General features: G+C 66.9%; 15 protein-coding genes. 7 read left to right on the forward strand and 8 right to left on the reverse strand.

The window, feature by feature from the left end:
* Positions 1–142: 142 nt before the first annotated feature.
* Together N7590_RS05985 and N7590_RS05990 are read left to right on the forward strand one after the other, a co-directional pair.
* Positions 143–436, forward strand: coding sequence for a YkgJ family cysteine cluster protein (locus N7590_RS05985; RefSeq protein ID WP_080375010.1), 294 nt, complete (start codon positions 143–145; stop codon positions 434–436).
* Between the two features lie 11 nt (positions 437–447).
* The gene (locus N7590_RS05990; protein ID WP_005410566.1) at positions 448–630 is read left to right on the forward strand and encodes a hypothetical protein; all 183 of its coding nucleotides are present in this window, start codon (positions 448–450) and stop codon (positions 628–630) included.
* 49 nt (positions 631–679) lie between these two features.
* Here N7590_RS05990 and N7590_RS05995 read toward each other — a convergent pair whose 3' ends face one another.
* The 3 genes from N7590_RS05995 to N7590_RS06005 are packed head-to-tail and all read right to left on the reverse strand — an operon-like array spanning position 680 to position 2,680.
* Entirely contained in the window at positions 680–1,561 is an 882-nt protein-coding gene (locus tag N7590_RS05995) for a DUF4097 family beta strand repeat-containing protein (RefSeq protein ID WP_279935240.1), read from the reverse strand.
* A gap of 10 nt (positions 1,562–1,571) precedes the next feature.
* Entirely contained in the window at positions 1,572–2,105 is a 534-nt protein-coding gene (locus N7590_RS06000; RefSeq protein WP_164242758.1) for a hypothetical protein, read from the reverse strand.
* Entirely contained in the window at positions 2,102–2,680 is a 579-nt protein-coding gene (locus N7590_RS06005) for an RNA polymerase sigma factor (RefSeq protein ID WP_164242759.1), read from the reverse strand. The genes N7590_RS06000 and N7590_RS06005 overlap by 4 nt, the downstream gene beginning before the upstream one ends.
* Positions 2,681–2,806: 126 nt before the next feature.
* On the opposite strand from N7590_RS06005, the gene N7590_RS06010 reads away from it, so the two are divergent.
* Both N7590_RS06010 and N7590_RS06015 read left to right on the forward strand, forming a co-directional pair.
* The gene (locus N7590_RS06010) at positions 2,807–2,986 is read left to right on the forward strand and encodes a hypothetical protein (protein ID WP_164242760.1); all 180 of its coding nucleotides are present in this window, start codon (positions 2,807–2,809) and stop codon (positions 2,984–2,986) included.
* A gap of 33 nt (positions 2,987–3,019) precedes the next feature.
* Complete coding sequence (locus N7590_RS06015; RefSeq protein ID WP_006462204.1) at positions 3,020–3,613, forward strand: mechanosensitive ion channel family protein; 594 nt, start codon at positions 3,020–3,022, stop codon at positions 3,611–3,613.
* 659 nt (positions 3,614–4,272) lie between these two features.
* Here the strand turns inward: N7590_RS06015 and N7590_RS06020 are convergent.
* The 3 genes from N7590_RS06020 to N7590_RS06030 form a co-directional block, all read right to left on the reverse strand.
* On the reverse strand, positions 4,273–4,887 hold the full coding sequence (locus N7590_RS06020; protein WP_053512027.1) for an RluA family pseudouridine synthase: 615 nt from the start codon (positions 4,885–4,887) through the stop codon (positions 4,273–4,275).
* An 85-nt stretch (positions 4,888–4,972) separates the two neighbouring features.
* Complete coding sequence (locus N7590_RS06025; RefSeq protein ID WP_004153634.1) at positions 4,973–5,959, reverse strand: malate dehydrogenase; 987 nt, start codon at positions 5,957–5,959, stop codon at positions 4,973–4,975.
* A gap of 118 nt (positions 5,960–6,077) precedes the next feature.
* A complete protein-coding gene (locus tag N7590_RS06030; protein ID WP_004153629.1) occupies positions 6,078–6,569 on the reverse strand; it encodes a peptidylprolyl isomerase in 492 nt (163 codons plus the stop codon).
* A gap of 272 nt (positions 6,570–6,841) precedes the next feature.
* Here N7590_RS06030 and typA point away from each other — a divergent pair, with 272 nt between their 5' ends.
* Genes typA through N7590_RS06045 form a run of 3 tightly spaced genes read left to right on the forward strand, consistent with a single transcriptional unit; the run spans position 6,842 to position 10,832 of the window.
* Complete coding sequence (gene typA, locus N7590_RS06035) at positions 6,842–8,689, forward strand: translational GTPase TypA (protein ID WP_049456418.1); 1,848 nt, start codon at positions 6,842–6,844, stop codon at positions 8,687–8,689.
* 11 nt (positions 8,690–8,700) lie between these two features.
* Entirely contained in the window at positions 8,701–9,168 is a 468-nt protein-coding gene (locus tag N7590_RS06040) for a DUF2127 domain-containing protein (RefSeq protein ID WP_005415426.1), read from the forward strand.
* A gap of 41 nt (positions 9,169–9,209) precedes the next feature.
* The gene (locus N7590_RS06045; RefSeq protein ID WP_053448884.1) at positions 9,210–10,832 is read left to right on the forward strand and encodes an amidase; all 1,623 of its coding nucleotides are present in this window, start codon (positions 9,210–9,212) and stop codon (positions 10,830–10,832) included.
* A gap of 63 nt (positions 10,833–10,895) precedes the next feature.
* Here the strand turns inward: N7590_RS06045 and N7590_RS06050 are convergent, their stop codons facing one another.
* Both N7590_RS06050 and N7590_RS06055 read right to left on the reverse strand, forming a co-directional pair.
* A complete protein-coding gene (locus tag N7590_RS06050; RefSeq protein ID WP_053512030.1) occupies positions 10,896–12,035 on the reverse strand; it encodes a mechanosensitive ion channel family protein in 1,140 nt (379 codons plus the stop codon).
* Positions 12,036–12,592: 557 nt separating this feature from the next.
* Positions 12,593–13,984 carry a 3-deoxy-7-phosphoheptulonate synthase class II gene (locus tag N7590_RS06055; protein ID WP_279935242.1) on the reverse strand — a complete coding sequence of 464 codons (1,392 nt, stop codon included), beginning with the start codon at positions 13,982–13,984 and terminating at the stop codon, positions 12,593–12,595.
* Positions 13,985–14,091 lie beyond the last annotated feature (107 nt).

Below are 14,091 nucleotides of genomic sequence, written 5' to 3' on the forward strand. Positions count from 1 at the left end.
AGCCCGGCCCGCCCTGCGGGCCTAGCGGCCATGCCTTCCTGGCTCGTTCATGGTCCGCGTACCACCGGAGCCGCCATCGAGACCCGCTTTGGGCACCCGCCAGGCCCCAGAGGCCTTACAACCTGACGCAGCACCTGCACCCATCGACTGCCGCCGTTGTGACGCGGTCTGTTGCCGGCTGCCCGTGCTGCTGCAGCCCGGCGACCAGGTGCCTGGCCAGTTCCTTTCGCGCGACGCCCACGGCCGTGCCGTGATGGCACGCAACGAGGAAGGCTGGTGCGCGGCGATCGATCCCTATCACCTGCGCTGCACGATCTATTCGCAGCGCCCGGCGATCTGCCGCCAGTTTTCGATGGGCGGCGATGACTGCCGCCGCGAGCGGCAGGACTACCTGCGCCAGGCTGATGCCTGGTCGCTTTCCTCCCCTTCCACCTGACAGGAGCAACCATGCCCCGCAAGGCAAAGACCCCCGCGAAGGCCAGCAACAGCATCCGCAGCGAACGCAAGGGCGCGGCCGCCAGCACCGTGGTCAGCAGTGATTCGATCGCTTCGGACCTGGCTGCGTTCCGCAAGGCCGGTGGCAAGATCGAAGTCCTCGGCACCACCTGGGCGCTGAAGAAAGCCAGCTGACCCAGTACCGACCGCGGCGGCGCTGCCGCCGCGGCCTGCCGGACCGCACTCAGCGATCCAGGCGTACCTGCACACTGCCCGAATGCGACTGGATGCGGATGTCACCATCACCGCCGCCCAGCCGCGTGTCGAGGTGGCTGCCCGGCCCGTAGCGCGGCCGCTCCACCTGCCCGGCATCGCTGTTGATCGAACCGCTGAAGCTGTTCACCGACAGCTGCGCCGACACCGTGCGCGGCAGGCTCAGCGTCACCGAGGCGCTCACCGATTCGACGTTGACGCGGCCACCCGGTGCCAACCCGGCCGCTGCCAGCTCGAGGCTGCCCGACACGGTTTCCACCGCCAGCCGCTGCACCCGCCCGGCGTCGACCTCGACCCGGCCGGACACGGTCTGCGCACCGATATCACCGGATACGCCGCCACCGGCCTCGATCCGGCCACTGACCGTATTGACGCCAAGCTTCGGTGTCTGCAGGCGAGCACTGACACTGCCGCTGACCGTGTTGAGCTTGCTGTCGCCACTGCGCCCGGCCGCGCTCAGGCTGCCGCTGACCGTATCGGCCTGCAGGCGGCGCACGTCGATGCCGCTGATGTCCTGGCTGGCGCTGACCGTACTCAGCAGCAGTTCCACCGAGCGCGGCACATTCAGCACCAGCGTGGCGCCACCGTTGCCGTTGCGGCGCGGGTATTCGATCTCCCAGCGCACGCGGTTGGCGCTCTTCTCCTGGCGCAGCTGCAGGCCGTCACTGAGCGTGCCGGTGAGCTGCACATCGTTGCGGTCCCAGCCGCGCACGGTGACCTTGCCGGCAACATTGCTCAGTTCGATGCGACCGCCGGCGGCCAGCGTGTGGCGTTCGTCGATACGGGTGTCGGCCAGCGCCAGCGAGGGTGCCAGCAACAGCGCCACACAGCAGGAAATCAGGGTTCGGGTCATTGCGGTCTCCTCAGGTCGCCAGGCCGGACTCGGCGGCATAGGCCGCCTGCCGGGTCAGTTCCAGACGCAGCGCATAGGTGCGCTTGAGCTGGCCAAGCAGGTGCGGCGCACGTGGGTCCTGCGCCAGTGCGGCGCGGATCTGCGCGGCACTTTCATCGAGTTCGTGCAGGGCCGGCTGCCATTCCGGTGCGCGTCCATCGGGCAGCGAAGCGACGGCCTGCTGGTACTGCTCGGTCATCGCCGCGGCCTGCAGCTGCAATGCGGACGGCGCCGGCATGCCGGGTTGCGCATGGCGCCACGGCGCCACCGCATACACCGCCAGGCTGGCCGCCAGCGCCGCGCCCACCGGCAGCCACCAGCGTCGCCTCGGACGCATGGGCAGGGCCACCACATTGCCATCCGCTGCAGGCGCCGACGGTGGTTCACGCGGTGGCAGCCGGGCCGACAGGCGCTCCCAGCCATCGGCGGGCACGCTGCGTTCGCTGGACAGGGCACGCAGGCGTGCCAGCAGCGCGGAATCGGAATCGTGGTCGTGTGTCGTCATGTCATTTCTCCCAGCCGTGCACGCAGCAAACCGCGCGCACGATGCAACTGTGCCTTGGAACTGCCGACAGCCATCTGCAGCTGCTCGGCGATTTCCTGGTGTTTCCAGCCCTCGATATCGTGCAACACCAGTACCGCACGTGCCCGTGGTGGCAGCGTCGACAGCGCGCGCTCCAGGTCGCGCTCGGTGCCGGCACAGCGGTCATGCACCGCCAGTTCCTGCAGCCCGCCGTCGACCTCATCCAGACTGTCGTGGTCCTGCCCGGCCGCGCGCTCACGCAATTCCATCAGGGCGGCATTGACCCCCAGCCGATGCAGCCAGGTCGACAGGCTGCTCTCGAAACGGAACCCCGGCAGCGCCTTCCAGGCCTGCAGGAAGGCCTCCTGCAGCGCATCTTCGGCACGCGCCTGCTGACCCCCACACAGCCGCCACAGCACGGCAAATACGCGGGGCGCGTGGCGCCGGTACAGCAGTTCGTAGGCGGCGGTATCGCCAGCGGCCGCCGCCCGCACCAGGGCGGATTCGTCGACGGCGTCGTTGGCGGCAGGCGGCGCGGGCATGGTGGTGTCGAGCATATCGCTTGGATGCGGCGGCCCTGAAAAAGGTTTAGAGCCAGACGATGATCGATTCCCTGCAACCTTTTCGGCGGCCGCTGCATCCATGCAAGGTCCTTCGTGAAAACGCCGTCCGGGAGTCCTGCCATGTCCAGCCCATCCTGCGCCGCCCTGCTGGTGATCATTGCCTGCGTCCTGCTGCAGGCGCTGGGGCTGTCGCTGCAGCTTCGCCCCGACAACGGCCGCGCCTGCCTGCAGCAGCATCGCAAGGAGCTGGTCTGCCTGGCCTGGACGCCCACGGTCGAATCCCCCGCACGCGCCGGGTAACATCGGGGGCCGTTCCCCCGCCGTAGTCGCCCCATGATGTTGTCGCTGAAAGACCACCTGCCGCCCTGGACCCACCCTTGGCTGAACTACGCCGGCGTCGCCCTGCAGATCGTGCTGGTACTGCTGGTCGCCTGGCTGCTGCGTCTGCTCGCCCGTCGCCTGATCCGCCGCTTCGCCGAGCACTACACGCTGCCGCCGGAAATGGTGATGGGCGCACGCCGGATCACCAGCTTCGTGGTCTATTTCAGTGCCCTGCTGTACATCCTCAGCCTGCTCGGCGCGAAGCCGTCGGTACTCTGGACCGCCTTCACCGGCTTCGCCGCGGTGGGCGCGGTGGCCTTCTTCGCGGCCTGGAGCGTGCTGTCCAACATCTTCTGCACGCTGCTGATATTCACCACCCGTCCGTTCCGCCTGCACGACTACATCGAGGTGCTGGAGAACGGCGAGAAACCTGGGCTGAAGGGCCGGGTGATCGACGTGAACCTGATCTACACGACGCTGCAGGAAACCGGTGACGGCCACGAGGGCACGGTGCTGCAGCTGCCGAACAACCTGTTCTTCCAGCGCACGGTGCGTCGCTGGCGCGACCCGGCGCAGGCTCCCGGCGGGATCCAGGGCGACGGCTGAGTGGGTTTTACTTTGCAGGGCTGCGCCCTGCACCCGCCGAGGCAACGTCAACCACCTGAGCAACAGCAAAAGCTGGCATTCCGTGAATTGGCGGGGTGGGTCCGGTTGAGGTGGGCGCCGTAAATACGTCCATGTAGGCTCGGTCGCCGCATCCATGCGGCTCACGCCCCCTCAACCGGACCCACCCCGCCTTCGACAGATTTCCGCGAGCTGCCGGAACGACGTATTGCCCTGGTGGGTCTCGACCCTGGTCGACACAGTAGAGCCACGCCATGCGTGGATGATTCATTCGATATCTGACAGAAAAGTCGTGTCGACCAAGGTCGACACCTACCAACAGCCGCGCGTTCCAACGGCCGCCGTTGCCAACAGCGGCGTGTGCCAACAGCGGCGTGAACCTGTCGAAGGTGGGGCGGTGTCGGATTGCGGGGTGTCAGCCGCATGGGCCCGAGGCATGCCTCGGGCGGGTTGGGCAGGACGCCCAACCCCGGTCTTGCCGTGTGCGCAGGAACGCGCACACGAGCAAGCGGCTGCCAAGCCTACAAGGACGTACTTACGGCGTCCCCGCACTCCGACACCGTCCCGCCAACCCACGGATAGCCCGCTTTTGACGTTGACGTTGATTCTGCGGGCGCAGGGCTGCAAGCCCTGCCGAACCCCTAGAACGGAACCGGGGACTCGAACGCGAGTGCTTCGCCTGTCACCGGATGGGTGAACCGCAGGCTGCTCGCATGCAGATGCACCCGCTGCGCAGGCGCGGCGTCATACAGCACGTCACCCACGATGGGATGGCCAATGCTGGCCATGTGCAGCCGCAACTGGTGGCTGCGACCGGTGACCGGTTCCAACTCCATGCGGGTGCGCTGCGCTTCAACATCACGTGCCAGCACGCGCCAGCGCGTCAGCGCCGGCTTGCCGCGTTCGTGATCGACCATCTGCTTCGGCCGGTTCGGCCAGTCCACGATCAACGGCAGGTCCACTTCGCCGGCCTCGCCTTCGAGCAGCCCCTGCACCACCGCTTCATACCGCTTGCTGACCTGGCGCTGCTCGAACTGCATCGACAACGCCGCCTGCATCTCCTTGCCACGCGCATGCAGCAGCAGGCCGGAGGTCACCTGGTCCAACCGGTGCACGGTCAATGCATCCGGGTACAGCGCCTGCAGGCGCGCGACCACGCAGTCCTGGTTCTCGGCGCTGCGGCCGGGCACGGACAGCAGGCCGGCCGGCTTCTCGGCCACCAGCAGCGCGTCATCGGAGTAGTGCAGGTGGATCATGGGGTTCCGTATCCGTCCAAACAAAAACGGGGAAGCCGAAGCTTCCCCGTCTTCTGCGTACCGACCGGAGCCGGTACCGCCTGCATCAGCCCAGCAGGTGGGCGACGCCGGCGCGCTCTTCTTCCAGCTCGGCCAGGGTCTTGTCGATGTACTTCTGGCTGAAGTCGTCGATCGGCAGATCCTTCACCAGGGTGTACTTGCCGTTTTCGGTGGTCACCGCGAAGCCGAAGATCACGCCTTCCGGAATGCCGTAGGAGCCATCGGACGGCACGCCCATGGTGACCCACTTGCCGTTGCTGCCCAGCACCCAGTCACGCACGTGGTCGATGGCAGCGTTGGCGGCCGAAGCAGCCGAGGACGAGCCACGGGCTTCGATGATCGCCGCGCCGCGCTTGCCGACGGTCGGGATGAAGGTGTTGGCGTTCCACTCCTGGTCGTTGATCGCATCGGCGATCGACGCACCATCGGCGGTGGCGAAACGGTAGTCCGGGTACATGGTCGGGCTGTGGTTGCCCCACACCACCAGCTTCTCCATGCCACCGACCGGCTTGCCGAGCTTGGTCGACAGCTGGCTCAGCGCGCGGTTGTGGTCCAGGCGCAGCATGGCGGTGAAGTTTTCCGGCTTCAGGTCCGGGGCCGACTTCATGGCGATGTAGGCATTGGTGTTGGCCGGGTTGCCGACCACCAGCACCTTCACGTCACGGCTGGCCACCTTGTTCAGCGCCGCGCCCTGGGCGGTGAAGATCTTGGCGTTTTCCAGCAGCAGGTCCTTGCGCTCCATGCCCGGGCCGCGCGGACGCGCGCCGACCAGCAGGGCGATGTCGGCGTCCTTGAACGCGACTTCGGCGTCGTCGGTGCCGACCATGCCGGCCAGCAGCGGGAAGGCGCAGTCTTCCAGTTCCATCATCACGCCCTTCAGGGCGGCCTGGGCCTTGTCGACCGGCAGTTCCAGCAGCTGCAGGATGACCGGCTGGTCCTTGCCCAGCATTTCGCCGGAGGCGATGCGGAACAGCAGGGCATAACCGATCTGGCCGGCGGCGCCGGTCACGGCAACACGAACGGGTGCTTTCATGGGGGTTTCCTCTTGCTTGCAAGCGTTTGATGGGACGCCGCGGGCGTGGCCACGCAGGCCTGGCGGGCGGCGGGGAACAGGGAAACGGCCACCCATGGGTGGCCGTTTCGAAGGGGGATCAGGCGGCGAGGTGCTTGTTCCACTCCGCCACGCGCTCGGCCTGGGCGGCCAGCACGGCGTCGACGTCGCCTTCCAGGGTGATCGAATGGATCACGTCGCCCTGCTTGACCGAATCGACGATGGCCTGGCCTTCCAGGACCTTGCCGAACACGGTGTGGCGGCCGTCCAGCCAATCGGTCTTGATGTGGGTGATGAAGAACTGGCTGCCGTTGGTGTTCGGGCCGGCGTTGGCCATCGACAGCGAGCCGACCTCGTGCTTCACGCCGTTCTTCTCGTCTTCGAACTTGTAGCCCGGGCCACCGGTGCCACGACCCTGCGGGCAGCCGCCCTGGATCATGAAGTCGGCGATCACGCGGTGGAAGATCAGGCCGTCATAGAAACCGTGCTTGACCAGGTTCACGAAGTTGGCCACGGTCAGCGGCGCCTTGTCGGCGAACAGCTCGACCTTGATCGGGCCCTGGGTGGTGTCGAAAGTGGCGATGAGGGACATGAAGATCCTTGATGCAGAGGGGAACGCGTCTAGCCACCTAGTTTACACCTGCCTCGTGGCGGCGGCGGCTTCGACCATGGGCGCAGATCCCGGCTTCAGCCGCCGGATGGGCAGCCCAGCCACCGGCGCCAGGCAGCCTCGACCGCAGCGGCGGGACCCAGCTGAATGGGCCCCATGACCGGCGTGAAATCCACCTTTTCGCGAATCGTCAAGTTCGACGTATAATGTTGGACTTCTTTTTCCAAATCCGGCGCCGACTGGCCCCCTTTCGTATGTCCATCGAAAATCTTCGCAACATCGCCATCGTCGCCCACGTCGACCATGGCAAGACCACCCTGGTCGACCAGCTGCTGAAGCAGTCCGGCACCCTGTCCGAGCGCACCGTCCTCGCCGAGCGCGTGATGGACAGCAACGACCAGGAAAAGGAACGCGGCATCACCATCCTGGCCAAGAACACCGCCATCACCTGGGAAGACAAGAAGACCGGCATCAAGAACCGGATCAACATCGTCGACACCCCCGGCCACGCCGACTTCGGTGGTGAGGTCGAGCGCGTGCTGTCGATGGTCGACACCGTGCTGATCCTGGTCGACGCGATGGACGGCCCGATGCCGCAGACCCGCTTCGTGACCCAGAAGGCCTTCGCGATGGGCTTCAAGCCGATCGTGGTGGTCAACAAGGTCGACCGCCCGGGCTCGCGTCCGGAGTGGGTGATCGACCAGGTCTTCGACCTGTTCGACAAGCTCGGCGCCACCAATGAGCAGCTGGACTTCCCGATCGTCTACGCCTCGGCCCTGAACGGCTATGCCGGCCTGGAAGACACCGTGCGCGACGGCGACATGACCCCGCTGTACGAAGCCATCATGCAGCACGCGCCGAAGCCGGAAGTCGATCCGGAAGGCGCCTTCCAGATGCGCATCAGCCAGCTGGACTACAACAACTTCGTGGGCGTGATCGGCATCGGCCGCATCCAGCGCGGCACCCTGAAGAAGAACATGCAGGTCGCGGTGATCGACCGCGAAGGCAAGAAGCGCAACGGCAAGGTCGCGCAGGTGCTGGGCTTCCTGGGCCTGGAGCGCATCGAGCAGGACACCGCCGAAGCTGGTGACATCGTCGCCATCTCCGGTATTCCGGAGCTGACCATCTCCGACACCCTGTGCCACCCGGACACCCCGGAAGCGCTGCCGGCACTGACCGTCGACGAGCCGACCATCTCGATGACCTTCCAGGTCAACAACTCGCCGTTCGCCGGCAACAAGGACCTGTCCGGTGGCAAGTTCCTGACCAGCCGCCAGATCAAGGACCGCCTGGACCGTGAAAAGGTCCACAACGTGGCCCTGAAGGTCGAACAGCTGGAAGATGCCGACAAGTTCCTGGTCTCCGGCCGTGGCGAGCTGCACCTGTCGGTGCTGATCGAGAACATGCGTCGCGAAGGCTACGAGCTGGCCGTGTCGCGCCCGGAAGTGATCATCAAGGAAATCGACGGCCAGATGATGGAGCCGATCGAGCAGCTGGTGGTGGACATCGAAGAAATCCACCAGGGCGGCGTGATGGAAAAGCTGGGCACCCGCAAGGGCCAGTTGAAGAACATGGAGCCGGACGGCAAGGGCCGCGTGCGCCTGGAATACTCGATCCCGGCCCGTGGCCTGATCGGTTTCCAGAACGAGTTCAAGACCCTCACCCAGGGTTCGGGCCTGCTGTTCCACGTGTTCGACCACTACGGTCCGAAGGAACAGGGCGCCATTGCCAAGCGCATCAACGGCGTGATGATCGCCAATGCCCCGGGCACCACGCCGGCGTACTCGCTGGGCCCGCTGCAGGAACGCGGCAAGTTGTTCGCTGCTGAAGGCGACAACGTGTATGAAGGTCAGCTGGTCGGCATCCACTCCAAGGACAACGACCTGACCGTCAACGCGATCAAGACCAAGCCGCTGACCAACATGCGCGCTTCGGGCAAGGACGATGCGATCCAGCTGACCCCGGCGATCAAGTACTCGCTGGAACAGGCCCTGGACTTCATCGAAGACGACGAGCTGGTCGAGATCACCCCGAAGGAGATCCGCCTGCGCAAGAAGTTCCTGACCGAAAGCGACCGCAAGAAGGCTTCGCGCGGCGGCTGAGCCAGCACCCCGTGAACCAGAGCGGCTACAACCCGGATCCGCACCGGCATCCGGGTCTCCACGTCATCGCCCTGCTCGAAGCGAGCAAGGCGATGCTGGCGCTGTTGGCCGCCACCGGGCTGGAAGTGCTCGGACCGCAGCCGCTGCGGCACGGCATCATGGTCCTGATCCGGCGTTTCAGCCTGGATCCGGACCATGGCACCCTGCCCTCGCTGCTGCACATGATCAGCCCCGACGCGGTGCACCTGGCCGCGGCGGGGATGATCGGCTACGGCCTGCTGCACCTGGTCGAAGCCTGGGGACTGTGGCGGGCCAAGGCCTGGGCCTCCTGGCTGGGCTGCCTGACCGCCTCGCTGTACCTGCCCTTCGACATCTTCGCGATCATCCGGCACCCGGGTTGGCCGTCGTGGACGATCCTGGCGATCAACCTGATCGTGGTCTACGTCCTCGCCCGCGACCTGCGCAAGCGCCATCGCTGAGCAGCGGCTACACTGGGGATTGGAGCCGACCAAGCCGCCCCATGCGCCCGTCCTTGCCGCCTCTGCTGACCTGCCTGCTCGCCGCGCTGCCTGCGCTGCTTTCGGCTGGCTGCAGCCCGGCCACGTCCAGCGCGCATGCGGCCGAACCTGCGAGCCGCAACGTGCCGTTCCCGTACGCCGAAACCGATGTCGCCGATCTGCAGGCGCGGATGACCGCCGGTGAGCTGGACAGCACCACCCTGACCCAGGCCTACCTGCAGCGCATTGCGGCCCTGGACCGCACCGGGCCGCGCCTGCGCGCGGTGATCGAGCTCAACCCGGATGCACTGAAGGAAGCCGCAGCGCGCGACCGCGAGCGCCGCGATGGCCGCCTGCGCGGGCCCCTGCATGGCATTCCGCTGCTGCTGAAGGACAACATCAACGCCGCGCCCATGGCCACCAGTGCCGGCTCGCTGGCCCTGCAGGGTTTCCGCCCGGACGACGCCTACCTGGTGCGTCGGCTGCGCGACGCCGGCGCGGTGGTGCTGGGCAAGACCAATCTCAGCGAGTGGGCCAACTTCCGCGGCAACGACTCGATCTCGGGCTGGAGCGCGCGCGGTGGCCAGACCCGCAATCCCTATCGACTCAGCCACTCGCCCTGCGGCTCCAGCAGCGGCAGTGCGGTGGCCGTGGCCGCCAACCTGGCCAGCGTGGCGATCGGCACCGAGACCGACGGCAGCATCGTCTGCCCGGCGGCGATCAACGGCGTGGTCGGCCTGAAGCCGACGGTTGGACTGGTCAGCCGCGACGGCATCATCCCGATCTCGTTCAGCCAGGACACCGCCGGGCCGATGGCACGCAGCGTCGCCGATGCGGCGGCCGTGCTGACCGCGATCGCCGGCCGCGACGACGCCGACCCGGCGACTGCGACCATGCCCGGCCGCGCGGTCTATGACTACACCGCGCGGCTGGACCCGCAGGGCCTGCGCGGCAAGCGCATCGGCCTGCTGCAGACGCCCCTGCTGAAATACCGCGGAATGCCGCCGCTGATCGACCAGGCCGCCGCCGAGCTACGCCGTGCCGGTGCCGTTGTGGTGCCGGTGGAGCTGCCCAACCAGGGCGCCTGGGCCGAGGCCGAACGCCTCGTGCTGCTGTACGAATTCAAGGCAGGGCTGGAGCGCTACTTCAGCACCCACCACGCGCCGCTGCGCAGCCTTGCCGACCTGATCGCCTTCAACCAGGCACACGCCAGGCAGGAGCTGGGCCTGTTCGGCCAGGAGCTGCTGGTCGAGGCCGACGCCACCGCCGGGCTGGCCGACCCCGCCTATATCCGCGCACGCAGTGATGCGCGCCGGCTGGCCGGCCCGGAAGGCATCGATGCCGCCCTCGCCGCGCAGCAGCTCGATGCCCTGGTGGCACCGACCACCGGTGTGGCATGGCCGATCCGCAGCGAAGGCGACGACTTCCCGGGCGAGAGCTACAGCGCCGCGGCTGTGGCGGGCTATCCCAGCCTCAGCGTGCCGATGGGCCAGATCGACGGCCTGCCGGTCGGCCTGCTGTTCATGGGCACCGCCTGGAGCGAGCCCAAGCTGATCGAGATGGCCTACGCCTATGAACAGCGCACCCGCGCGCGGCGGCCACCACACTTCGATACCGACGCGCTGATCGACGCCGGCGAGCCGTGATCGGGTAGTGCCGGCCGCTGGCCGGCAACCCATCATCCCGCAGATGCCGGCCAGCGGCCGGCACTACCGGTCCAGGGATTCCATCGGCACGATCGCCGCCTCGCCATCCTCCGCGCCCGGCGAACGCACATCTGCAGTCCGCGTACGCGGTACTCGTGGCATGTCCAGCTCATCATCGTGCTGTACGCGTGCGCGCACCTGCGGCAACGACTGCGGATGTTCGCGCGCGAGGAAATCGAGCATGCGTTCGCGCACCAGGCAGCGCAGGTCGAAGGCATCGCCGGAGCTGCGCGCGCTGACCAGCAGCCGCACCTGGATCGCACGCTCGCTGGTCTCGGTCACCTGGGTCACGCAGACCCGGCCATCCCACAGCGCTTCACCCCGGCAGATCCGCTCCAGCTCGGTGCGGATCGCTGCGATCGGCGCCCGGTAGTCCAGCCACAGGAAGGCCGTGCCAAGCAGGTCGGCACTGCGTCGCGTCCAATTCTGGAACGGGTTCTCGATGAACCAGGTCAGCGGCACCACCATCCGCCGCTCATCCCAGATGCGTACCACCACATAGCTGCTGCCGATCTCCTCGATGCGGCCCCATTCGCCTTCAACGATCACCACGTCGTCCAGCCTGATCGGCTGCGTCACCGCGATCTGCAGGCCAGCAATCAGGTTGCCGAACACCGGCTTGGCGGCGATACCGGCGACCAGACCGATCAGGCCGGCCGATGCCAGCAAAGCAGTGCCGATCTTCTGCACCATCGGGAACGTGAGCAGCACCAGCGATGCGCCCAGCACGATGATGCCGCCCATCAGCACGCGGCTGAGCACCCGCGTCTGGGTCTGGATGCGGCGCGCTTCCAGGTTGTCGGAGACATCGATGGGATGGCTGCGCAGGATCGCACGCTCGCCGGCGGCCACCGCCCGTACCAGCAACCAGATGAAGCACGCGGTCAGCGCGATGTGCAGCACGTGCTGCAGGTTGCCCAGCAGCGGATCCTGCAGCGGCGTCGCCTGCAGCGCGGGAATCAACAGCAGCAGCGGCCAGGCGGTGGCCAGCGGCAGCCCGAGCACGCGACCGATGCGCGCACGCCGCCGATCGCGTCCTTTCAACCGGTGGTAGATCCACAGGATCAACCACGCGCCGATGCCCCCCACCAGCACCGCCGCCCCCAACGGCCATGCATAGGCCTGTGCGCTTTCCCAGTGCACGGTCGCCACCTCCACTCGAACAGCAAGCGGACAGCCTCGCGCATGGCGCATGAGCGTCACGTCAGTCGTTCGTAAGGAGAGTGTTGATCGGCAGGGCTTGCAGCCCTGCACCTGCGGTAGTGCCGGCCGCTGGCCGGCAACCTCAACAGCAACAGCAAAAACGTGCATTCCGAGGGATGGCGGGAAGGGTCCGGTTGCGGGAGTGTCCGCGGCATCCATGCCGCGGACACTCCCGCAACCGGACCCACCCCGCCTTCGACAGTTTCCCGCGATCTGCTGGAACAGATCTGACCCCATTTGTGTGTATCGCTATCTGACAGATGTGCCGACCAACGGTCGGCACCCACCGACAGATCGCAGGGATCTGTCAGAGGCGGGGCGGTGTGGGTGGGCAGGACCGTTGGCGCCATGGATGGCGCCATCGAGCCCCCATGGATGGGTTTACGGCGTGTCCTGACCATCCACACCGCCCCGCCATCCCACGGAATGCCGCTGCAGCTTTTGACGTTGCCGTTGATTGCAGCAGGTGCAGGGCTGCAAGCCCTGCCGAAAAACCCTTACCGCACCTGCTCCTGCTTGCGCACGATCGCCATCGCGATCTCCAGCGACTGCTCGTAGTTCAACCGCGGGTCCACCGTCGAACGATACGCACGCTCCAGATCGCGCTCGGTCAACTCGCGCGCGCCACCGGTGCACTCGGTCACATCCTCGCCGGTCAGCTCCAGGTGCACGCCGCCCAGGCGCGTGCCCGCGGCCGCATGCAGGTCGAACGACATCTCAACCTCGCCGCGCACATTGTCGAAACGACGCGTCTTGAAACCATTGGCAGTGCTCTCGGTATTGCCATGCATCGCATCGCATACCCACAGCACACGGCGACCCTCACGCTTGACCGCGTCCAGCAGCGGCGGCAGCTTTCCGGCAATCTGCGCCGCACCCATGCGGTGGATGAAGCTCAAGCGGCCGGGTTCATCATGCGGGTTGAGCACATCGATCAGGCGCAGCAACTGGTCCGGCGTCACCGACGGGCCGACCTTGATCGCGATCGGGTTGCGCACGCCACGCAGGTACTCCACGTGCGCGCCATCGAGCGCAGCGGTGCGCATGCCGATCCACGGGTAATGCGTGCTCAGGTTCAACCAGCCCTGCTGACGCGGCACCTGGCGCGTCAGCGCCTGTTCGTAGGGCAGCAGCAGCGCTTCGTGCGAGGTGTAGAAATCAATGCGATTGAGGTTGTGCACGCGGGCCCCGGCCAGGGTCTCCATGAAGTGCACCGCATCGCCGATCGAGGCCACCATCTTCTGGTACTCGGCGGCCAGCGGCGAGTGGCTTACCCACTCCAGGTTCCAGTACTCGGGGTGATGCAGGTCGGCGAAACCACCGTCAATCAGCGCCCGCACGAAGTTCATCGTCATCGCCGAATGCGCGTGGGCCTGCAACATCCGCTTCGGGTCCGGCAGGCGCGCCGCTTCGGTGAACGCCGGCGCATTGATCACGTCGCCACGGTAGCTGGGCAGGGTCACGCCATCGCGGGTTTCGGTGTCGGCCGAACGCGGCTTGGCGTACTGGCCGGCGAAGCGGCCGACGCGGATCACCGGCTGGCGCAGGCCATGTACCAGCACCAGGCTCATCTGCAGCAGCACCTTCAACCGGTTGGAAATGGTGCCCGATTCGCAGTCGCTGAAATTCTCGGCGCAGTCGCCGCCCTGCAACAGGAAGCGCTTGCCCTCCTGCGCCTCGGCCAGCTGCTGCTTCAACGCCAGGATCTCCCACGAGGTGACCAGCGGCGGCAGCCGCTTCAGCTCATGCAGGGCCGCATCCAGCGCGACCGGGTCCGGGTAGGTCGGCATCTGCAGCGCGGTCTTGCCACGCCAGCTCTCCGGCGACCAGGCAGCGCCAGCGGCGGTCGCGGCAGGATCGGGGACAGGCGAAACGGCGGACAGGCTCATTGCAGACTTCCGGAGGTGGGGGACGTTCATGGTCGCAGAGCCAACCGCTGTCGCAAAGGGCCGGGCGTGGTCTGCACATGGCTGAACGCCGGGGAAAGGGCATCGCG

This window comes from Stenotrophomonas sp. GD04024, assembly GCF_029837545.1.
Lineage (GTDB): Bacteria > Pseudomonadota > Gammaproteobacteria > Xanthomonadales > Xanthomonadaceae > Stenotrophomonas > Stenotrophomonas forensis.